Here is a 21,623-nt window from a genome sequence, read left to right as displayed (position 1 = left end):
AGGAGATTCCGAAGATGTTTGTTTTCAACTGAGCTTTTTCCGATCCGCTTTGGCCCCGCCCGATGAAGCTTGCTGCAGAATGCTTGGCGTCTGGACCGTCACTCACCGGCTCCCGGCCGGGTCAGTAGCAGCCCCGCGACATCCAGACCGCAGGCACGGTCTTGATGATGATGCGAATGTCCTCGAATAGCGACCAGTTCTCAACATAGTGGCGATCGAACGCGACGCGGCTGTCGTAGGAAACGTCGTTGCGGCCGCTGACCTGCCAGAGCCCGGTCAGGCCGGGGCGCGATTTCAGGTAATAGACAGCCGAACTGCCATAGATTTCGAGCTCGTCGCGCACGACGGGGCGAGGACCGACAAGGCTCATGTCGCCCTGAAGGATGTTGATGATCTGCGGCAGTTCATCTAGGCTGAGCTTCCTCAGCACGGCCCCGACGCGCGTGACGCGCGGATCGTTCTTGAGCTTGCGGGTCGCTGTCCATTCGGCATTGGCGTCCGGATTGGCGGCAAGATATGCCGCCAGCACCCGTTCACCATCCTGAACCATGGTGCGAAACTTGAGGCACGGGAAAATCCGTCCTCCCCGACCGATCCGGCTGTGACCGTAGAAAATCGGCCCGCCGTCGGAAAACTTGACAAGCAGCGCGACCATAACAAACAGCGGACTGAGAGCCACCAGGCCAATCAGTGAGCCGGCAATATCGAAGCTGCGTTTTAGCAGGCCGCCGATTGGTGGAAAATCGATGCCGGCCTGCGAAAAATCCGCATCGGCCGACTTGGCTACGTCCCTCATGCGTAAACTCCATACGTTGAACGGATGGTTTCGCCCACAATATCAAAAAAATGCTGCATCGCAACACACAATTTCTCGATCGCTTGAAATAATCACGTCATGAATTGACTAAATAATAAACCGATCCTGCACAAATTTTGATCTTTATGGCACGTTCGTGACAGATTATGGGCAATTTTGAAAAATCTAGTGCCTTTTTGAGGCTGATTTTAGGCGAATCGCTCTTTGTACCGCGTCATGGAACATAATCGTGCTTTAGCTTCCGAGACATATATAGATTTTAGAGTAAAATACTAATTAATATTATGGGTCTTACTGGAGGGGTTCCATATCCGGTGATTGGCCATGATGCAGACGTGTGCATCGCAACATGGCAGAGTCGATCCCGCGAACGCATCCAAAATTATTTGTGGTTGGCCTTGCCCGCTATTGCACACCTTAATAGAGTTGCAATTTGTTTCTGTCAGAGTATGGAACAGCGTGGGAAAGGCCGAAAGCAACCGGCCAAAAAGCGGGCCGCCTCAACGAGCTCGCATGCGAAGGGAGGCTCGGGGTGGGTCAATCATCGATTATTGCCCGAGCAGGTTGACGGGCTGTCGGGTATGTCGCTACCAAAATTCATTGTCGGCATGATTTTCGCTCTGGCGATCGTGGTCGCCTGGTCTCATCTGGGCGGCGCTTCGCTCGGCACGACGCTTTTTCGCGCTATGGCTTGCGCCATCGTCATTCAGCTAGGCTATTTTTTGCTGGTTTTCGTCATGGTTGCCAGAAACACGCCGACATCGGCTGATAAGATTCGCGATGCCGAACGAAAGCTGAGTCCGACCGAGGCGGCCGATGGCGAGAAGTTCAGTGCCAGGAGAAGCCTTCACTGACCCTGCGTCAGGTCGCGTCGGTTGGGTTCCTGTCGGACTGCTCGCCTTACAGCATCCTGGACAACTGGCCTTCGGATTTTTCCTTCAGCCTCTGATCCCCTGATTCACTATCTGATTTTGCCTGACCTTGACGATGCGGCCGTTTTCCATCGCGACCACCAGGTCGGCGAAAGCGAAGATCGACGGCCGGCGCGACGGTCAGGGTCGACATCGCGCCGCAGCCCGTCGATCGCCTTGGTGATCAGCGATTCGAGTGCGCTGACAGCGCTATCCAGAATGGTCAGGGGCGGTTTGCGAAGCGGCGCGTCGATTCGCTGGCATTACACCGCCCATCGATTTGCGCCATGACGACACCGAAAGGAAAGACTGGACGGAGCGAATGATTTTGGCGATGCTTCGCACTTGCAGCATAAGCGCCGGCTGACGCTCTTTCGAACAGCCGGACAGTCGATGAGGACGAGAGTTGCATCGGACATTCAACGGGGGGGCGGCAAGAAATTCGGAGCCACCTTTGCAGTCGAGAGACGAATTGATGACAAAACCCGAGGTCTGCGTGATCATCGCTGCCCGCAACGCGGCGCGGACAATCCCGGTTGCCATCGCATCGGCGTTGCGCGAGCCGGAGGTGGCGGAAGTCGTCGTCGTCGACGACGCTTCCACCGACGATACCGCGAAAGTCGCTCGGGCAGCCGACGATGGCAGCGGCAGGCTTTCTGTAATCCGGCTCGACGTCAACGGCGGTCCTTCCTTCGCCCGCAACGCCGCGATCGCCAGCTCCAAGTCACCGTTCATCAGTATTCTGGACGCCGATGATTTTTTTCTCGAGGGCAGATATCGCGAGTTGTTCGCCAGCGCCGATTGGGATTTCGCTGCCGACAACATCATGATGATCAGGGACGATGCGGTGACCGATGTCTCTAAAATCGCCGCTCCGCAATTCTCGGCCGACCCGGAATTTCTCGATTTCGAGCGTTTCATCGAAGGCAACATCTCCAGTCGCCGTGTGCAGAGAGGTGAGTTAGGCTTCCTCAAACCGGTGATCAGCCGCGCTTTTCTCGACCGGCATGGGCTGCGCTATGACGAAAACCTGCGGCTGGGCGAAGACTATGAGCTCTACGCGCGCGCGGTTGCTTGCGGGGCACGCTTCAAGGTCATCAGGTCCTGCGGCTATGGCGCCATCGTTCGCGCGGATTCGCTGAGCGGCCAACATAAGACGCAGGATCTCAAGCGTCTGGCCGACGCGGATCTGGCGCTGCTGGCGATCGACAGTTTGCCGGAAGGCTCTAAGGCGGTGCTCAGAAGGCACGAACGGCAGGTGCGCGACAAATACCGGTTGCGGAACTTCCTCGACGTGAAGAACGAGCGGGGGCTGACGTCGGCCGCGGCCTACGCCCTGGCCAGCCAATCCAACCTCATCCCCATCGTTCGCGGCGTGGCCGCCGACAAGCTGGATGCGCTGTTTCGCCGCGCCGGCTTTGCCTCGAAGCAGCCTGTGCCGCCGCTGCGCTTTCTCATGGCCGCAACCAGCCCGCTCGGCGAGACTTGAGCTTGTCCGCGAGCGGCGCCATGCCGATCATGTCAACAGGTCCTTACCCCGCTCCAACGTGAAGCGAATTTCCGATTCGCCACACTAAAGCGCGTCGCGTTTGATGAGATTCATGCGACGCGCTTTAGTTCTTGTTCTTATGCATGTCGTTGTCGCAAAACCGCTGCGCACTTTTGCGCAACATGCATTAGGTGGTTGCCTACTCGCTCTGGGGATGGCATGTATGTTGCGGTGCAGCAATTTTGGTTGGCCGTTTGAATCGGCCCGAAAATGTCCCCTGTCAGAGGAGCTGGACGATGCGACAAGATTTTTTCGGCCTGGATGGGCACGGGATTGCCATAGGCCGGCTATGACAGGAGACTGAGCGCATGGCCTCGATATTCGGCTTCAGATCAAGGGATCCGGCTCGAGACAGGCAGACCGACATCTCGCGCCTTGACCGCTTGGCAAAGCTGCTTGACCAGATCGCAGCCGAGGTCGAGGCGGAGAAAAACGGACTTGAGAATCGCTACCGGACAAAGGCCACCAACGCGGCCTTTCTGGTCGAGGCGATGGAAAATGGAGCGGCCTCCTCCAGCAGATCCGCCGAAGTCAGCGAACTGACGAAGTCGATCCTGAATTGCGAGCAGCGCATCGCGGCGCTCGCGCGGCAAAACGAATTGATGAAGGATCTCCGTCATTCGCTGGATGCAATCTTCGATGAAAGCGGTCAGCGTGGTTCGACCACCAAGGCTGATTTCGCCAAGCCGGCCGCCGGCACGGGGTGAACTTCAAAGTTCTGGGTGGCGCCGCAGGCAAGAGGTTTAGTGCCACAGGTCAACAAAGAGGCAGCACAAGGAAGGTGCCGGGAGAAGGTCAAGATCAGCTCGTTTCGTCATGGTTCGAACGTCGACTTTGGGTTGGGGGCACACAGCACAAAGGTGAGTTTGGTATGAACGCGGATCCGAAAAGCACGTCCACCCCAAAAACCGGCGGCAGCCCGTTCACGCGCTCGATCAGGCAAGTGAACCTGAGGCAGCTATGCTCTGGCGGCGCGTTTCTGCTGGTCGCGCTCGGCAGCCTGGTTGCAGGCCCGACCCCTTCCCGTTCGCAGGATATCCCGACTGCGCCATCGTTCGTCGATGATTTCACCAGCTTCGACCGTGCGCGCTGGTACGTTGCCGATGGCTGGACGAACGGCAGCCATCAGAACTGCACCTGGTCCAAAAGCCAGGTCGAGCTTTCCGACGGCATGCTGACGCTCGGTTTCGAAAAGCGGAAGTTGAAGGATCGCGATTTTGCCTGCGGCGAGATCCAGACCAAGCAGCGCTTCGGCTATGGCACCTATGAGGCACGGATGAAAACCGATGCCGGCTCCGGCATCAACGCCGCCTTCTTTTCCTACATCGGCCCCTCCGACAAGCAGCCATGGGATGAAATCGACTTCGAGGTGCTGACCAAGGACACCTCCAAGGTGCAGGTCAACGCCTACATAGCCGGCAAGGGCAACAACGAGAAATTGGTGGATGTAGCGGGCGGCGCCGACAAGGCTTTCAATGACTACGCCTTCGTCTGGGAGAAGGACCGGCTGCGCTGGTACGTCAATGGCCAGCTGGTGAACACGATCACCGATCCGGCAAAGCTGCCCAGCCATGCGCAAAAGATATTCTTCAGCCTCTGGGGCAGCGACACGATGAAGGGCTGGCTGGGCCCGTTTTCGGATCCGGGGCGCAAGCTCACCATGCAAGTGGACCGCGTCGCCTTCACGGCGCTCGGCCAGCCATGCCAGTTTCCGGAATCGCTGGCATGCAGCATAAAGTGAAGGCTAATCTGAACCGGCCGGACCGAAAGCGCTCCGAAGCCTTGAACAGGGATGAAACCAAATGAATTTGACGGTCTTTGGAATTGGCTATGTCGGTCTCGTGCAGGCGGCGGTGCTTGCCGAAGTCGGACACCAGGTGGTGTGCGTCGACATCGACGTGAAAAAAGTCGAGCGGCTCAATCAGGGCCTCATCCCGATTTTCGAGCCCGGGCTCGAAAACCTCGTCAAGGAGAACCACGCGGCCGGCCGCATCAAGTTCACCACCGACGCCGCCGCCGCGGTCAAGCATGGCGAGATCCAGATGATCGCCGTCGGCACACCTCCCGGAGAGGATGGTTCAGCCGACCTCAAATATGTCCTGGCCGTCGCCGAGGCCATCGGCCGGGAGATGGACGCGCCCAAGATCGTCGTCGGCAAATCGACCGTGCCGGTCGGCACCTGCGAAAAGATAAAGGCCAGGATCGCCGCGACGCTGAAGGCGCGGGGTCGCGAGGATCTGGCTTTCGACGTGGCCTCCAATCCGGAATTCCTCAAGGAAGGCTCGGCGGTGGCCGACTGCACGAAGCCCGATCGCATCATCGTCGGCACCAGCAGCGAAAGCACCGAGGCGGTGATGCGTGAGCTTTATGCGCCGTTCAACCGCAACCACGAGAAGATGATCGTGATGGATGTGCGCAGCGCCGAATTCACCAAGTACGCGGCCAATTGCATGCTGGCGACCAAGATCAGCTTCATGAACGAAATGGCCAATCTGGCCGAGGAGCTGGGCGCCGACATCGAGGAGGTCCGCAAGGGCATCGGCAGCGATCCGCGCATCGGCTACCATTTCATCTATCCGGGTCTCGGCTATGGCGGCTCGTGCTTCCCCAAGGATGTGCGCGCCCTGATCAAGGCGGCGGAAGGCGTCAAGTTCGATGCCAAGCTGCTGCGCGCGGTCGAGGAGCGCAACAACGAGCAGAAGTCGGTCCTGTTCGACAAGGTGAACCGGTACTTCGAGGGCAATCTGAAGGGCAAGACCTTTGCGCTTTGGGGCTTAGCCTTCAAACCCGACACCGACGACATGCGCGAGGCGCCGGCGCGTGTCCTGATGGAAGCGCTGTGGAAGGCCGGTGCCAAAGTGCAGGCCTACGATCCCGAGGCGATGCAGGAATGCCAGGCCATCTACGGGCTGCGCGAGGATCTCCTCTTGTGCGGGACCAAGGAGGCAGCGCTGCGTGGCGCCGACGCACTCCTGATCGCCACCGAGTGGAAGAGCTTCCGCGCGCCTTCTTTCGACGCGGTGAAGGATGCGTTGACCACGCCGATCATCTTCGACGGCCGAAACCTCTACGACCCGAAGGTCATTGCCCGCCACGGCATCGAATACCACTCGATCGGCAGGATGGCGGCGTGAGGCCCATTCGGGAAAGGCCTATGGCTAGACCGGATCGCACACCAGGGACGGTTACGAAGGCTTTGATGAACGCGCTCGTTTCAACAAAGGATTTTATCTGATGGTGCTGGGCGTCAGGCCGGAACAGATCGCCAACGAACATTTCGATCTTGTCGCCATCGGTTCCGGTTTCGGTTCGGCGTTCTTCCTGCATGCGTTCGCGAAGCAGCGAAAGGCTCGCGTTCTGGTTCTGGAATGGGGCCGGCACAACACGCATGAATGGCAGATCGACCAGAACGCCAACACCGACATCGACGAAGGGACGACCTATAAGACCAACTCCGACAAGCCGTGGAACTACACCATCGGATTGGGTGGCGGAACGAATTGCTGGTTCGCGCAGACGCCGCGCTTTCATCCGAACGACTTCAGGCTGAAAAGCCTCTACGGCATCGGCAACGACTGGCCGATCAGCTATGACGAGCTTGAGCCGTTCTACTGCGATGCAGAGGACGTCATGTCGATTTCAGGCGATCCCGACATGGCGGCGATGATGCCGCGTTCCAGGCCGTTTCCACAACCACCGCATCACATGTCGACGCCGGACCGGATGATGAAAGCGGCGCAGCCGGATCAGCATTTTGTCGTGCCGACAGCGAGGGCACGCGTGCCGACCGCGCAGCGGTCTTCGTGCTGCGCCAACTTGCGATGCGGCTTATGCCCGGTCGACGCGAAATTCACCGCCAACAATGGCCTGATGCACGTCTTCGAGCATCCCGACGTTTCGGTCTGCCTTGGCGCGGAAGTGCGCCGGCTCGATCACGTCGGCGGATCGGTCCGTTCGGTCGTGTTCGTGCAGGACGGCAAGGAATATTCGGTCAGCGGCGATCTTTTCATTCTGGGCGCCAATGCCATCCAGAGCCCGGCGATCATGTTGCGATCCGGCCTGTCGGGCGAATTCGTCGGGCGTGGCCTGCACGAATCCTACGGATGGAATTTCGAAGCCTATCTCGACGGTGTCGACAATTTCGATGGCAGCACCATCACCACCGGCTTGAATTTCGGCCTTTATGACGGCGCCCACAGATCGCAGCATGCGGCGGCGCTGGTCTATTTCGAAAACCGCTGGCAGCACGGGATGCGCCCCGAAAAGGGACGCATCCGTCAGACGCTTCCCCTCATCATTGTCACCGAAAACCTGCTCGAGCCGGAAAATCTCGTCATCCTCGACGAGGATGAAAACGCCTTCGTCAGTTTCAAGGGGGCATCCGACTATGCCGTCAAGGGCATGGCGTGGGCAAAGGAGAAACTGCCGGCGCTTCTGGCCCCGCTGCCGGTCGAAGAGATTTTCGATCGCGGCATCCGGCCGACCGAGTCGCACGTCCAGGGCACGTTGAGGATGGGCTTGAGCCCGGCGGATTCGGTGGTCGACCGGGACATGATCCACCATCAGCTCAGGAACCTGGTCGTCGTCGGCTCGAGCACATATCCAAGCTGTTCCTGTGCCAACCCGAGCCTGACCGCGGCAGCCCTCTCCTTGCGGGCGGCGAGCCGGATAGCGGGAAAGGAAATGGCCGGATGATCAAGGTTTCGCGGCGCGCGGCACTGGCCATCATGGCTGGCGGAGTTGCTTCGACCGGCATCGCCTATGCCGCCGTTTCCTCGCTTTCGGACGAGGACCTGGTGCGCGTCACGCTCGAAAGATATTTCGGCAGGCTGAACATGCGCATCGAACATCTGCAGCAGTTCGTCCTGGAATTCCAGAAGCGGAACCCCTGGATATTTCCAAACAAAAAGCTGGGCGATGCGGTCACTCTGCTTGAAGAGCTGAAATTGGGCGCCGCACGCCGGTTTCTCCCCGACCAGAAAAAAGAAGATCTGAGCCATTTCGACCGCTGGGTTATTGCCGAGTTCCATATGCTGACCGACTATGCCCGGCGCAGTTCGCCAACCGATCCGATCCGATTCACCGGATGGCAGCCATGCACCAATCCGTTCGCCAATTTAGAGATGCAACAGGATGCCTGAAAGCGGGTCGCAAGCCATCACGCGTGAACAAGCCATGCGTTAACAAGCAATGCGTCATCGCTCGTAAACTTGAGAATGCGACAAGGAGCCGAAACCATGAAAGTGCTTTTTGCAGGCGGCAACGGTTACACGCCCCAGTTCAGCGGCGGTGTCCAGTCCAGCACCCATCATCTTGCCGAGCAGTTGCTCGAGCACGGGCATGAGGCGTCGGTGCTCGCCGCCCTGTTTGGCCAAGGCGTTTTCGGCTACAAGGCGCGCGCCAAGATGAAGCTTCTGAGACAGCGCGCGGTCATCGACAGCTATCCGGGCTATCCGGTCGTGCGGGCCTGGTTTCCCTGGGAGGCGGCGGGTTTTGCCGTCGAAAAGCTGAGGCCGGATGTCGCCGTGGTCCAGTGCCACAAGTCGGTTCCGATCGGCAAGGCGCTGCAGGCGGAAGGCGTGCCGCTGGTCGTCTATCTCAGAAACGTCGAGTTCCACGAATTGGGCGGCGATCTGCGCGAGCTGCATTCGGCGCTTTACATCGCCAATTCCGAATTCACGGCGCGCACCTACAAGGCAAAATTCGATATCGATTCGACGGTTATACCGCCGACCATCAATCCCGCCCTCTACAGCACGCCGACGACAGGCGAATTTGTCACGCTGATCAATCCATATGAGGAAAAAGGCTTCGAGCTTGCGGTGCGCATTGCCGCCGCCTGCTCCGAAATCCCGTTCCTATTCGTTGAAAGCTGGAAGCTTGACGACGATCATCGGGCCCGGATCGAGCAGACGATTGCGCCGCTCGGCAACGTCACGCTGGAGAGCCGGACCAGCGAAATGAAAACCGTTTATGGCCGCACGAAAATCCTGCTCGCCCCCAGCAAGTGGGAAGAGGCCTGGGGCCGGGTGGCGTCGGAAGCCCATTGCAGCGGCATTCCCGTCGTAGGCTCGCGTCGTGGCGGCCTGCCCGAAGCGATCGGCTCCGGTGGCGTGGTGCTGGATTACGACGCCCCGCTCGCCGATTGGGTGGCAGTGGTCAGGCGTCTGTGGACCGACAGCCAGGAATATGGGCGGCTTTCAACGGCGGCACGTGCATTCTCCGAGCGACCGGAACTCGATCCGGCTGGTCAGTTCGCGACCTTCTTCTCGATGCTCGACAGGGCGGCACGGCAGCCTTCGCGACAGGCCGCCTAGAGCAATTCCAGGAAAAGTGCGTAGCGGTTTTCCGTTCGGAATTGCGTAAAAACAAATGCTTAGAGCGGGTCAGCGATTCTATCAAAGCTGAACCGCTCTAAGTTCTGAATCGGATTCAAGCAGGTCTTTTGATCCGGCTCTTGAGCGTCTCGTAGCCGCGTTCGCCGAGCAGTGTGCGCGCCACGGTCTTGATTGCCGTCTTGCGCCCGTCAGGCGAACTGATCCCCCGCAATCTGCTGGGAAGGTTGCGTGCCGTCTGTCCTAGTGCCGGAAGCGACAGCGTATCGGGATAAGTTACCAGATGCGTTTCGACGCACAGCACCGGTTTGCCGGAAAGCTTGGCGATCTTGAGGGCCTGCTGGTGCTCGCTCTCGATGAACAGGATGGCGTCGGATTTGCGGTAGAAATCGGCTTTGAAACTGCCATGCACGCCAAGCCGTTGCCGTTCCGCCTTGCTCGGCAGGTCAAGCATGATCAGTCTGTCGTATGCGATGCCATGCTTTGCGAGCCATGCTTCGGTAAGCGCGCGGTATTTCTCGAGCCGGCTGGTGACGAGCCAGCCGATCTTGCGGGTCGGGCCAAACAGAGGCAGTGCTTCGCTCAGGAATTTCTCATAGGCCGGGCCGTCGTCGTTTTCGGCTTCGGTCGGGTCCAGGCAGAGCACGCCGTCAATGTCGACGCAGCATTGCGCGAGGAATTTGTGGTGCATGAAGTTCCATTGGAACATCCTTGGATGCGGCACGACTTCCAGGACGACGTCAGTTTCCTCGTGCTGAGGCAGCAGGCCGAACACCGCGGCAAAGATGAAGTCCGCCTTGATGCCGGCGGCCTCTACCCGGCTGCGCGCCTCGCGCATCGCGGCACCGCCGCTGACGCTGTCGTCGATCACCAGAACCTTGCGCATGTCGGAGGCCTGCCGGTCGAGCGCGGCGCGGCGTTTGGTGACCCCCGAAGTATAGATCTTTCCGGCCAGGAAGCTGTCCAGATCGGTCATCGGGATGTTCGCCGTCAGGCTGAGCAGTGTGGCGGCGAGAATCCCGCTTCGGGGAACGCCGACCACCAGGTCGATGTCGCGCGGCAACCGGTGAAGGTTCCTGACAATCGCATCGTTCATGTCGGAGATCGATCGGTAGTGCATGGGATCAGACCTGCTTCTCGTATGGATGTCCGTGCAAGTTACTTCGCCTCGCTTGGTGCTGCCGCGGGCGCCCGTGCCGGCAGGAGTTTCAGAGCCTCCCGCAATGCTTCGCGGCCGGACGCAAACGCCAGCGCGGTCACGATGGTGATCATGTAGGACAGCACAACCGCGCTCGCCATGGCGACGATGTGCTGTTGCGGCAGCAGCGGCTTGGCAAACCAGATCGCGGCAAGCGCCAGATGCGCGCCAAGCACGAAGGGCGTTGCCGCGCGAAGCATGTGGCTTGCCCGCAGCGGCCCGGTCTTGCCGATATACAGCCACAGGAAAGGTGTTTTGAGATACTCGCTGATCGCATAGGCGATCGCCACCCCCAACGCGCCATAAGGCAGGCCGACCAGGAAGGCCAGCACCGACGTCACGGCCGCTATGATGCCCCAGCGCATGAAATCGCCCGAGCGACCCTGGCTGATGAAAAGCCAACCCGCCGGGTTGTTGAGCGGCTGCAGCAGCCCGGCAAAACCGAGCGCCAGGAAGATGTTGGAACTCTGCCGCCACTGCTCGCCGAGCACAAACGGTATCAGCAGGTCGGACATGGCGGTGGCGAAGGCGACACCGGGAAGTGCAACCAGCAAGATCAGCGGCATGACGCGAAGATAGGCGCTGCGGTAGCGGTCCGGCTCGTCCTTCAGCCTGGAAAGAGCCGGCACCATGACCTTCGACAGCGGATTGGTGATCTGGCTCAACGGAAACAGAAGCAGCTTGTAGGCCCGGTCATAAAGCCCAAGCTGCGCTTCGCCCCAATATTTTCCGATCAGCACATTGTCGAGATTGCGGGCAAAGAAATTGGTGAAATTGAACCCGGTGATGCCGGCGCCGAAATTGATCAGGTCGCTGATGCCATCGACCTTGCGCGGCAGGCTGGGGCGCCATCGCGAGTTTGCCCAGAAGCAAAGTGTGGGCAGCACGGCTGTTGTCAGCGTGCCGGCAAAAAGTGCCCAGTAGGAACGGTCGATGAAAGTCCAGGCGATCGATACGACGAGGCCGGCGACGGCACTTGCGACGTCGATGATGGCCAGGCGGCCGAACTGCATGCGGCGTGTCAGCAGCGCCAGATGCTGGGCGCCCAGCCCATAGGCTATGATCTGCAGCCCAAGCGCTGCCACCAGACCGGCCACCCGCGGCTCGCCGTAGAAAGCGGCGACCAGCGGCGCCGAGCCGGCAAGCACGCAAGCGAGCAACGTGCTGACCGCGACATTGACCCAGAAGAGGTAGTTGATCTCCTCATGCCTTATCCCGCTTTTCTGGATCGTGGCCTGGGTCAGGCCGAAATCCTGGAACAGCGCGATGAAGGCAAGCACCGGTGCGCACATCGCCACCACACCGAAGTCCTGCGGCGACAGCAGGCGCGACAGCACGATGACGGAGACGATCTGCGTCGCAACCCGCACCGATTGCGCCAAAGCCGTGATGATAGCGCCGCGTCCGACTGATCTGCGGAGAGAGCCCTCTGGCGGGTCGAATGCATTGGCTTGCAAATTCAGGGTCCCTGATTTTTGTGCCGGTCCGACGTCCCGACCCGCGCCCGATGCCACCATCAAACTACGGCAATAATTTTGCAGCGCAACAAAAAACGTGGATTTTTGCTACGCTGCACCAAAAATGTTGCGATGCAGCACGAGCTGTACTAGGATTCTTGCGGGCGGGCCAACAGCGGTCGAATTTTCATGCTGCATGTCTTGTACTTGGTACACGACGTCTCCGACCCGGCAGTGCGCCGGCGGATCATAATGCTCAAGGCAGGCGGCGCCCAGGTCACACTGGCGGGCTTCCGTCGGACAGCAAGCCCAATCGCCGAAGTCGAGGGCTTGCAGCCGATCGATCTTGGCGCGACGCGCGACGGCCGATTCGGCCAGCGCCTGGCAGCGGTCACAAAGGCGGCGGTCTCGATCGTCTCGAAACTCGGTTCGATGCCAAGACCCGACCTCATCATCGCGCGCAATCTGGAAATGCTGGCGCTTGCCCGCCGTGCCAGATCGGCGTTCCAGGCAACGGTGCCGATCGTCTATGAGTGTCTCGATATCCATCGCCTGGTGCTTCGCGACGACTTTCTGGGCAAGGCGATGCGCGGCGCCGAACGCTATCTGGCCAGGGATGTAAAGCTCCTGGTGACCAGTTCGCCGGCTTTCATCGCCAACTATTTCAAGCCGTTCGGGCAGATTGCCGCGCCGGTCGAACTGCTCGAAAACAAATATTTCGAGCCTGCCGCGGTTTTGCTGGATGATCGCACAGTGGCGGAGGCCCCCGTCGCTCCGCCTTGGCGGATCGGCTGGTTCGGCGCACTCCGGTGCCGCCGCTCCCTGGAGCTTCTGGCCGAATTTTCCCGACGGCTCGAGGGGCGCTTCGAAATCATCCTCAGAGGCCGTCCGGCGCTTTCCGAATTTCCGGATTTTCACGGTTTCGTCGAATCCGAGCCCTGGCTCTCGTTTGGCGGGCCCTATCGGAACCCCGAGGACATGGCGACGATCTACCGCGAGGTTCATTTTTCCTGGGCCATCGACTTTTTCGAGCAGGGGCTGAATTCCGAATGGCTGCTGCCCAACCGCCTCTATGAGGGCTGCCGCTTCGGCGCGGTGCCGATCTCGATGGGCAACACCGAAACCGGCCGGTTTCTCGACCGACAGGGTATCGGCGTTCTTTTGCCTAAAGCCACGCCTGAGGCGCTCGAAGCCGCCTTGGGCGATATGGAGCAGCATCGTTTCGGGAAATTGCGGGCGTGTGTTCTTGCCCGCAATCCGCGAACCTGGAGCCATGATCGCAGCGATTGCCGAGCGCTCGTCGAGAAGCTTCGCGGGTTGACGGCCGTGCCCGGTCCATATGCCGCCGAGGCACTGGCTTAGGATGGCTAGGGATGGACATGGGCCAATGACGCAAACCGAAATGCTTGCGCCCAGCCTGATCGTGATTCCGTGCCTGAACGAAGCGGCTCACATCGGCGCGCTTGTTGACCAGCTTCGACCAGCAGCCGAGAGGCTCGGTGCCCGGATCGTCGTTGCCGATGGCGGCAGCACGGACGCCACAAGGGCGATCGTGGAGGAGATCGCCGGGAAGGACCCGCGGATCATCCTTCTTCACAATGAAAAGCGCCTCCAGAGCGCGGCGATCAATCTCGCCGTTGCCAGTTACGGCGAAGGGGCTGAGTATCTCATTCGCATCGATGCGCATGGCGGCTATCCCCTGGACTATTGCGATCAGCTGGTCGAGGAGGCGCTGGCCACCGGCGCGGATTCGGTCGTCGTCTCCATGCTGACCAGCGGCAGCGGCACGGTGCAGAAAGCGGTGGCGGCTGCACAGAATTCCAAGCTCGGCACGGGCGGCTCCAAGCACCGGCATCTCTCGGCTGGCGAGTGGGTCGATCACGGCCATCATGCGCTGATGCGGATATCGGCCTTCAAGGCGGTGGGCGGGTATGACGAGACATTCAGCCACAACGAGGATGCGGAACTCGACTACCGGCTCCGTCAGGCCGGCTGCCGGATCTGGATGAGCGGCAAGACGCAAATGATCTATTACCCGCGCTCGTCGCTCGCCGGCCTCTATTTCCAGTATCTCGGCTATGGCCGCGGCCGGGCAAAGAACGTTCTCAAGCACCGCATGATACCGAAGGTCCGGCAGATGGTGCCGCTTCTGGTGTTTCCCGTCGTCCTTCTCTCTGCCTTTTTCTTCGTGCATTGGCTGGCGGTCGTGCCGCTTCTGGTGTGGGCGTCGGTTTGCCTCGGCTATGGCGTATGGACCGCCATCAGCCAGCGCAATCCGGACAGTGCGCTTGCCGGGATTTCGGCGATGGTCATGCATTTCGGCTGGTCCGTAGGCTTCTGGCTGCAACTGCTTGGACCGCGATCGCAGCGTAGGAGGGTAGCGTGATGGGTGTGGCCGAAAAAAACCGCAGCATAGATATCTGCGTCTGCACGTTTCGGCGGCCGGAGCTTGCCGACGCGCTCCGCTCCATTGCCGCCCTGGATGTGCCTTCGGGGTTCGACATCCGCGTCATCGTCGCCGACAATGATGACGGCCCGACGGCCGAACTGCTGGTGGCGACGCTGGCGGAGACGTTGAAGCTGCCGATCAGCTATCGTCATTGTCCGGCGCGCAACATCTCGATCGCCCGCAACGCCTGCCTTGACGCCAGCACGTCGGATTTCGTCGCCTTTCTCGACGACGACGAAACGGCATCTTCCAAATGGCTCGCCGAACTGGTTGCGACGGCGGAAGCGAGTGGCGCCGCCGCCGTGCTCGGACCGGTGCGGGCACGCTATCGGCCGGACGCGCCCGACTGGATGCGTCGCGGCGATTTCCACTCCACCTTGCCCGTCTGGGTGCGCGGCGAAATCCGCACCGGCTACACCTGCAACGTTCTGCTCAGGATGGGCGCCGACAGCCTCCGCGGTCGGCGGTTCAGCCTCGCGCGTGGCCAGACCGGCGGCGAGGACACCGAGTTCTTCGACCATATGGTCAAAGCCGGCGGCCGCATCGCTTTTTCGCCGCAGGCCTGGGTCGACGAAGTGGTACCGCGCGCCAGGGCCGCATTCGACTGGCTCCGTCGCCGGCGGTTCCGCGTCGGGCAGACGCATGGGCATCTCATGGGTCGCGACGCACGCGGCCTCGCATTGGTCAGGCAAGTCGGCCTCGCCTCGGCAAAGGCGGTCTATTGTTTCGCATCGGCAATCCCGGTCGCCATCAATCCCGTGCGCAGGAACCGCAGCGTGCTTCGCGGCATCATGCATGTCGGCGTCGTGAGCGGGCTCGTCGGTGTGCGTGAAATCCGCCAGTATGGCCTGCCCTCGCCGCAGGAAGGGGACAAACGTGCAGCCTGACGTCACCTTTGTCATTGCCGCCTACAATGCGGAACTGACCATCGAGCGGGCGATCGCCAGCGCCATCGCCCAGCGTGATGTCAGCGTCGAAATCATCGTCGTCGACGACCAGTCGCGCGACCGGACGCTCGATCTGGCGCGATCCTACCCAGAAGACATCGTGCGTGTTGTCGCACTTGAGCAAAACCGTGGCCCCGGTGGCGCCAGGAATGCCGGCCTTGAGCTTGCCCGCGGCAGATGGGTCGCGGTCCTCGATTCCGACGACGCGGTTTATCCCGGGCGAATCTGCACCATGATTGACCGCGCGGAGAAAGCGGGCGCCGAGATCGCGGTCGACAATCTCCAGGTCGTTCGCGAGGACGGCGTTGCCGAAGAGACGATGTTCCCTGCCGACTATCTGGAGGGCTTGAGTGAAATCTCGCTGGCGGATTTTATCGCCGGCAATGTGGTCTTCGAATCGAGATTCAATCTCGGCTATCTCAAGCCGATCTTCCAGCGACGTTTCTTGAACGAAAACGGGCTTCGCTATGACGAAGGCCTGATCATCGGCGAAGATTACATCCTGCTGGCCAGTGCTCTGGCCAAGGGCGGCAAATGCGTCGTCGAACCGACGACGGGCTATGTCTACCATATCCGCACCGGCTCCATTTCCCGCGTGCTCGAACTTCATCACGTCGAGGCGATGCGCAAGGCCGATCTCGTTTTCGCCAGAACTCATTCGATGGACGCAAAGGCCGAGGCCGCTTTCGCGAGGCGTACGCGCAGCCTGCGCAAGGCGGCGTCGTTCCTGTCGCTGGTCCAGCACATCAAGGCGCGGTCCCCGCTCAAGGCGGTGTGGACGGCGCTCAGCGATCCGGCGGCGGTTCGGCATATGGGCATGCCGATCGCCGTCCGGCTGCGAAGGGTGGCGGCGCAATTTGCCGTGGGGGCGGGGGAGGTGAAAGGTGCAGGCAGGTGAAAAACAGTTTTCGCGGCCTGCGACAGTTGAAGTCGATCTCCTCAGAAGGAATATGCGATGAAGAAAGTCAGGAAGGCAGTCATACCGGTAGCGGGGCTTGGAACGCGATTCCTGCCGGCGACCAAATCGATGCCGAAGGAAATGCTGCCGGTCGTCGACAGGCCTGTCGTGCAATATGCGGTGGATGAGGCGTTCGAAGCCGGCATCGAGCACATTGTCTTCGTGACGGGCCGCAACAAGGCGGTCATCGAGGATTATTTCGACCTGCATCCCGAATTGATCGGGACTTTGGAGCAGACCGGCAAGACAGCGCAGCTTCAGGCGCTGGAAAGCCTGCTTCCCGTGGCTGGTGCGACGAGCTTCATCCGGCAGCAGTCGCCGCAAGGTCTCGGCCATGCGGTATGGTGCGCCCGGGAGGTCATCGGCGATGAGCCTTTCGCATTGCTGTTGCCGGACATGGTGTCCTTCGGCGGTCGCGGATGTCTCGCCGAAATTGCCGATCTCTATGCGCAGACCGGCGGAAACGTCATCGCCGTCGAGCGCTGCGACCCGACCGAAACCAGCAAATACGGCATCGTCGGCTGCGGCGCGGATGTCGGCTCGGGCTTCGAGGTGACCGCCATGGTCGAAAAGCCGGCTCCCGCCAATGCGCCGTCGAACTACTACATCAACGGCCGCTACATCCTGCAGCCTGAGATATTCGCGCTGCTCGGCAATCAGCAGCGCGGCGCCGGCAACGAAATCCAGCTGACCGACGCCATGGTCCGCCTTGCGCAGAGCCAGGCTTTCTTCGCCCAGCCCTTCAACGGCCGGATGTTCGACTGCGGCTCGAAAGAAGGGTTCATCCAGGCCAATGTCGCCTTCGCGCTCGCGCGTGACGACATGAAGGGGCCGATCTTCGAGATGCTTCAGGAGTTCGTCCGGTCGCATGAGCGCCGGGTGGAAGCCGCATAAAGCCCATTTTTGGGGAGCATTAGCGTATGAATGGTGACGCAAGACACGCCGATATGTTTGGCCGCCCGGGTTTTCGCGGTGTCCGGCATGAAGCTTGCGTTGCACTTATGCTGATGCCCCCCATCTTGCTCTAGCGCCTGCAAACTAGAGCATCGGACCCAAAACTGGAGACTGGTTTTGGAAAAATCCGGTGCTCAAACAAGAGATAGAGCGGCGGCACAGTTCGACTTGAGGGACCGCCGCTCTAGATGCAAACTAGAATTGGACCGAAGATGAATTATGCCAATTTTCCTCTCGACAAGAGGAAGCCATTGCCGAGTTCGGACGCAGTAAACGCCGAAGATTTCATCGACGTCGAGCGCCTGCTCGCCATGGCAGCAAGGCAGGCAAAGGTTGTCGCGGCATGCGCCGCCATCGGTCTTTTTCTGGGCGTGCTTTATTTGCAGACCACGCCTCCCACCTACATGGCAACGAGCCGCGTTCTGATCGACGAAGGCTTGAACAAAGTTGTCGACGAGGTTTCCGCGGCGTCGGTCAGCATGCAGACCGATTCCGCCATTCTGAGCCAGATCGAAATTCTCCACTCGGCGAGGCTGGCGGCGGTGGTCGTCGACAAGCAGAAGCTCGATCAGAACGACGCTTTCTTGTACCCTCCGACGTCGGCAGCGTCGAAGGCCGCCGGCTTTGTGCGCGGTGTGATCCGGTACTTCCGTCCCAACCCCGCCGTGGGCACCACCGACGTTGCTCAGCTTGATCCGGCCACGCGTGACGCGATGATCGCCTCGTCACGCCGTGATTACGCAATCCTCAAACTGCAGAACGAAGTGCAAGCCGAGCGCATCGGACGAAGCTATGTGATCTCCATCGCCTATCAAGCGACGGATCCAGTGCTTGCGACCGCGGTCACCAAAGCCTATGCCGACGCCTATCTCGCCGATCAGCTTGATGCGAGCTTCGATGCGACCGAGCGAGCGGCGGTCTGGCTGCAAGGCCGGCTGACGGAGCTTCGCGAAAGTTCGCAGGCAGCGGCGCTCGCCGTCGAGAAGTTCAGGGCCGAACATGGATTGGCCGTCAACGACGGCCAGTTGATCAGCGACAAGCAATTGGGCGACCTCAATGGCCAGCTCATTGAGGCGCAGGCCGATACCGCCCGCGCCAGCGCCCGCTACCAACAATACAAGTCGATCGTCGAAAGCGGTTCGGACAACGCATTCAGGGATGCCGCCATATCCGCCGACCAGCCCAGCAACTCGGTCATTTCAACGCTCAAGACCCGCTATCTCACTGTTGCCAAGCGGCAGCAGGACGTCGAAGCCAATTTCGGCGCCGAGCATCCCCAGGCGGTCGCACTTGCCAAGGAAAAGGCCGACATATCGGCGCAGATTTTCGGCGAGCTGAAGCAATTGACCGAAAGCTACCGCAACGAATACGAAGTCGCTCTCGCGCGCGAAACGGCGCTCCGCGCAAATGTCGCGTTAGCGGCCGGCAAGAGTTCCATCGACAACCAGTCGCAGGTCAAGCTGCGCGAACTGGAACAGAAGGCAACGGCGCTCTCGACACTCTATCAGACGTTCCTTGGCCGGTACGAGGAAGCCTCCCAGCAGCAATCCTTCCCGGTCGGCAAGATCCGCGTCATCTCGGACGCAACGCTGCCGCAGTCGGCGGCAACGCCGCGCACGTCCATCGTGCTGGGACTTTCGCTTGTGCTTGGCCTGATGATGGGGGCCGGGGTCGGTGGCCTGAACGAATTCAGGGAACGGTTCTTCAGGACCGGTGAGGACGTTCGCGATCGCGTCGGCCTCAAATTCCTCGGCTACCTGCCAGTCATTGGCAGCAAGGTCGCCAAGAACGATGACGGTCAGGCGGATGTCAAAACCGCCCAATCACCGTCGGCCGCCGAAAGACGCGCGCGCATGCGGGTCAGCATCGACGCCCCGGCATCGATGTTTTCCGAAACGCTCCGCAGCGCCAAGATTGCCTTCGACGTCGTATTGGAAGGGCAAGGCAGCCGGGTCATCGGCGTGATCTCGGTCCTTCCCGGCGAGGGCAAATCGACCGTGGCGGCGAATCTGGCCGGACTGCTTGCCGCCAACGGCTCCAAAACGCTGCTGGTGGACGGCGACCTGCGCAACCCCGGCCTCAGCCGCAGCCTTGGCATGGAGGCCGAGCAAGGCCTGATGGAAGCGGTGGTGAGCGGGCAGACCTGGCAGTCCGTCGGCAAGATCGACCGACAGACCAAGCTGGCGATCGTCCCGGCCGTCCCGCGCGGTCATTTCTCCCACACAAGCGAGCTTCTGTCGTCGGCCGGGATGCGACGTTTCATCGACAACGCCAAGGAAACCTTCGAGTACATCGTCGTCGATCTGCCGCCGCTCGGCCCCGTGGTCGATGCCAAGGCCTTTGCTCCGCTTGCCGACGGCTTCGTGCTCGTGACCGAGTGGGGGCGCACGCCGCGCGCGATGGTGCAATCCATACTGAGTTCGGAATCCTACATCGCCAACAAGATCGTCGGCGTGGTGTTGAACAAGGTCGATCTGAAGAAGCTGGCGAAGTATGGATCGATCGGCGGCTCGGAGAAATTTTTCGACAGGTATTCGAGCTACTATCTGGAAAAATCGGAAGCGCGGACGAAGGCAAATACCTGAGGCCCGTATAGGAATGGATGTTGAGCGGATCGTCGTCCTGTGCGGCGAGGCCGATGCTGGCTGATGCGGCGTGAGCGAACACGGATGCCCTCGAGCAAGGCAATGATCGGCGGCTGGGCATGAAGCGACAGTGTCGACGGGAATGATGTCCTATGCGTGGGTCGATCGCCTCGCTTGACCCGCGCCGCGACCGGTCGACACGGTAGAGAGAGGGCTCATCACTTGCAAAGAGCGTGGGCACCATGCTTCGCGCCGCACATTCCACAGCAGCACGTTTGCAGCCACGAACCGGCGTGACACGCCGGCGGTTACGCCGCCTTGAGACGATAGCGGAAGATGGTGTGGTCGAGCAGAAGCCGGATTCGCGGTTCGGCCTCGATCGCAATCAGCCAGCTCGCGGCGACCATGGTCGCCCCGACGATGACCACCGAAAGCAGATATGGCACTCCCGCACGCATCAGGGCGCCGAGAATGGCAGCGCCGACGACATCGTGGATCAGATAGAGAGGGTAGGTCATCAGGCCGATCCGGCGCCAGCCGCGCCAGGAGAGGTCGAGCCGCAACGACCATGCCATCAGGGCGATGGCAACGAGGAAGAAGACGATCGGTGGCGCGTATGGCATCTGCTCTTCGACCTTCACGGTGTGAACATCGACCGAACTGGCGATCTGGAGGACGCAGCCGACGAGAAACAGCGCGCAGAGGACAAGACGGAAAGGCGTCACCGCCTTGAAGCGCATCAGCCAGATCATGACGCCCGTCGCAAAGAAGCACCCATGATGCACCAGCAGCAGGGCGAGCCAACGCGTCTCGGCAAAGGCCGACCAGTCGAGCGGATAATACAGGCACCAGAAGAGCGTGCTGACCATGCCGATCACAATGGCCACGACCTCCATCAGATGGAAGCGGCCCAGCCACAGCAAGGTCCAGACGACGGCGTAAAAGGCAATCTCGATGCCGAGCGTCCAATAGACGCTGTCGACCCAGGGGGAGTAGGGAACGAACAATGCCGTGCGAACGAGCCGGTTCACGGCATCCGTCGGCCAGCTGAGGCCGACGAGGAGCAGCACCGCCGCAGTGACCGGCGCGCAGATCCAGACCGCCGGCGCCAGCCGCTTCACCCTTGCCTCGAAAAACCGCAAGGGGGTTGAGTTTTCGGCGCTGAAGGCGATGACGAAGCCGCTGATGACGAAAAACACCTGTACGCCGACCCATCCGGAGCCGAGCATCTCCAGTTCCGGATGCGGCGGGATGCCGCCGGTGGCCCGTGCCGAAACGCCGGCGGGAAAGGCCCACACCCAGTAACCGTAGTGGTAGAACATCACGAGGACGGCGGCGAGAAATCGAAGAATGTCGACGCCGCCAAATGTGGTTTTTTGCTGAGCCATGCCGTATCGTCGGTGGGCGCCCCGGCAAAACTGTATGGCGATTTGCTGCATTGCACAATAGCCAATTGGCTACCG

18 protein-coding genes are annotated in these 21,623 nt (G+C 60.6%); 14 read left to right on the top strand and 4 right to left on the bottom strand.

Annotation, left to right across the window (positions count from 1 at the left end; translation table 11 throughout):
- Positions 1-121: 121 nt before the first annotated feature.
- Complete coding sequence (locus tag EJ075_RS07350; RefSeq protein ID WP_095484316.1) at positions 122-796, bottom strand: sugar transferase; 675 nt, start codon at positions 794-796, stop codon at positions 122-124.
- A gap of 470 nt (positions 797-1,266) precedes the next feature.
- Here EJ075_RS07350 and EJ075_RS07345 point away from each other — a divergent pair, with 470 nt between their 5' ends.
- The 8 genes from EJ075_RS07345 (at position 1,267) to EJ075_RS07310 (ending at position 9,594) form a co-directional block, all read left to right on the top strand.
- The gene (locus EJ075_RS07345; RefSeq protein ID WP_245458118.1) at positions 1,267-1,671 is read left to right on the top strand and encodes a hypothetical protein; all 405 of its coding nucleotides are present in this window, start codon (positions 1,267-1,269) and stop codon (positions 1,669-1,671) included.
- A gap of 532 nt (positions 1,672-2,203) precedes the next feature.
- Positions 2,204-3,217 (top strand): glycosyltransferase family 2 protein, encoded by a 1,014-nt coding sequence (locus EJ075_RS07340; protein WP_126103891.1) that lies wholly within the window; start codon positions 2,204-2,206, stop codon positions 3,215-3,217.
- A 368-nt stretch (positions 3,218-3,585) separates the two neighbouring features.
- Complete coding sequence (locus tag EJ075_RS07335) at positions 3,586-3,984, top strand: hypothetical protein (RefSeq protein WP_095484313.1); 399 nt, start codon at positions 3,586-3,588, stop codon at positions 3,982-3,984.
- Positions 3,985-4,148: 164 nt separating this feature from the next.
- Complete coding sequence (locus EJ075_RS07330) at positions 4,149-5,018, top strand: glycoside hydrolase family 16 protein (RefSeq protein WP_126103890.1); 870 nt, start codon at positions 4,149-4,151, stop codon at positions 5,016-5,018.
- Positions 5,019-5,079: 61 nt separating this feature from the next.
- Positions 5,080-6,411, top strand: a complete 1,332-nt coding sequence (locus EJ075_RS07325; RefSeq protein WP_095484311.1) for a UDP-glucose/GDP-mannose dehydrogenase family protein — start codon at positions 5,080-5,082, stop codon at positions 6,409-6,411.
- Positions 6,412-6,511: 100 nt separating this feature from the next.
- On the top strand, positions 6,512-7,972 hold the full coding sequence (locus EJ075_RS07320; protein WP_126103889.1) for a GMC family oxidoreductase: 1,461 nt from the start codon (positions 6,512-6,514) through the stop codon (positions 7,970-7,972).
- Entirely contained in the window at positions 7,969-8,418 is a 450-nt protein-coding gene (locus EJ075_RS07315) for a hypothetical protein (protein ID WP_095484310.1), read from the top strand. Before EJ075_RS07320 ends, EJ075_RS07315 begins: the two co-directional genes overlap by 4 nt.
- A gap of 96 nt (positions 8,419-8,514) precedes the next feature.
- Entirely contained in the window at positions 8,515-9,594 is a 1,080-nt protein-coding gene (locus EJ075_RS07310; protein ID WP_126103888.1) for a glycosyltransferase, read from the top strand.
- 115 nt (positions 9,595-9,709) lie between these two features.
- Here the strand turns inward: EJ075_RS07310 and EJ075_RS07305 are convergent, their stop codons facing one another.
- Together EJ075_RS07305 and EJ075_RS07300 are read right to left on the bottom strand one after the other, a co-directional pair.
- Complete coding sequence (locus tag EJ075_RS07305; protein WP_095484309.1) at positions 9,710-10,732, bottom strand: phosphoribosyltransferase family protein; 1,023 nt, start codon at positions 10,730-10,732, stop codon at positions 9,710-9,712.
- 38 nt (positions 10,733-10,770) lie between these two features.
- Positions 10,771-12,267 (bottom strand): lipopolysaccharide biosynthesis protein, encoded by a 1,497-nt coding sequence (locus tag EJ075_RS07300; RefSeq protein WP_095484308.1) that lies wholly within the window; start codon positions 12,265-12,267, stop codon positions 10,771-10,773.
- Between the two features lie 189 nt (positions 12,268-12,456).
- Here EJ075_RS07300 and EJ075_RS07295 point away from each other — a divergent pair, with 189 nt between their 5' ends.
- The 6 genes from EJ075_RS07295 to EJ075_RS07270 all read left to right on the top strand — a co-directional run bounded on the left by EJ075_RS07295 (position 12,457) and on the right by EJ075_RS07270 (position 20,160).
- Complete coding sequence (locus EJ075_RS07295; protein ID WP_095484307.1) at positions 12,457-13,629, top strand: glycosyl transferase family 1; 1,173 nt, start codon at positions 12,457-12,459, stop codon at positions 13,627-13,629.
- 25 nt (positions 13,630-13,654) lie between these two features.
- A complete protein-coding gene (locus tag EJ075_RS07290; protein WP_126103887.1) occupies positions 13,655-14,653 on the top strand; it encodes a glycosyltransferase family 2 protein in 999 nt (332 codons plus the stop codon).
- Positions 14,653-15,603 carry a glycosyltransferase gene (locus tag EJ075_RS07285; protein ID WP_126103886.1) on the top strand — a complete coding sequence of 317 codons (951 nt, stop codon included), beginning with the start codon at positions 14,653-14,655 and terminating at the stop codon, positions 15,601-15,603. The genes EJ075_RS07290 and EJ075_RS07285 overlap by 1 nt, the downstream gene beginning before the upstream one ends.
- On the top strand, positions 15,593-16,561 hold the full coding sequence (locus tag EJ075_RS07280; protein WP_245458117.1) for a glycosyltransferase family 2 protein: 969 nt from the start codon (positions 15,593-15,595) through the stop codon (positions 16,559-16,561). The genes EJ075_RS07285 and EJ075_RS07280 overlap by 11 nt, the downstream gene beginning before the upstream one ends.
- A gap of 57 nt (positions 16,562-16,618) precedes the next feature.
- Entirely contained in the window at positions 16,619-17,515 is an 897-nt protein-coding gene (locus tag EJ075_RS07275) for a UTP--glucose-1-phosphate uridylyltransferase (RefSeq protein WP_095484303.1), read from the top strand.
- 272 nt (positions 17,516-17,787) lie between these two features.
- Entirely contained in the window at positions 17,788-20,160 is a 2,373-nt protein-coding gene (locus EJ075_RS07270; RefSeq protein WP_126103884.1) for a polysaccharide biosynthesis tyrosine autokinase, read from the top strand.
- Positions 20,161-20,468: 308 nt separating this feature from the next.
- Here EJ075_RS07270 and EJ075_RS07265 read toward each other — a convergent pair whose 3' ends face one another.
- Complete coding sequence (locus tag EJ075_RS07265; RefSeq protein ID WP_095484301.1) at positions 20,469-21,548, bottom strand: acyltransferase; 1,080 nt, start codon at positions 21,546-21,548, stop codon at positions 20,469-20,471.
- Positions 21,549-21,623 lie beyond the last annotated feature (75 nt).

The sequence above is a fragment of the Mesorhizobium sp. M6A.T.Cr.TU.016.01.1.1 genome (genome assembly GCF_003952585.1).
GTDB classification, from domain to species: domain Bacteria; phylum Pseudomonadota; class Alphaproteobacteria; order Rhizobiales; family Rhizobiaceae; genus Mesorhizobium; species Mesorhizobium mediterraneum.
Note: the sequence above shows the minus strand (reverse complement) of the source record. Positions and strands in the feature narration are given on the sequence as shown.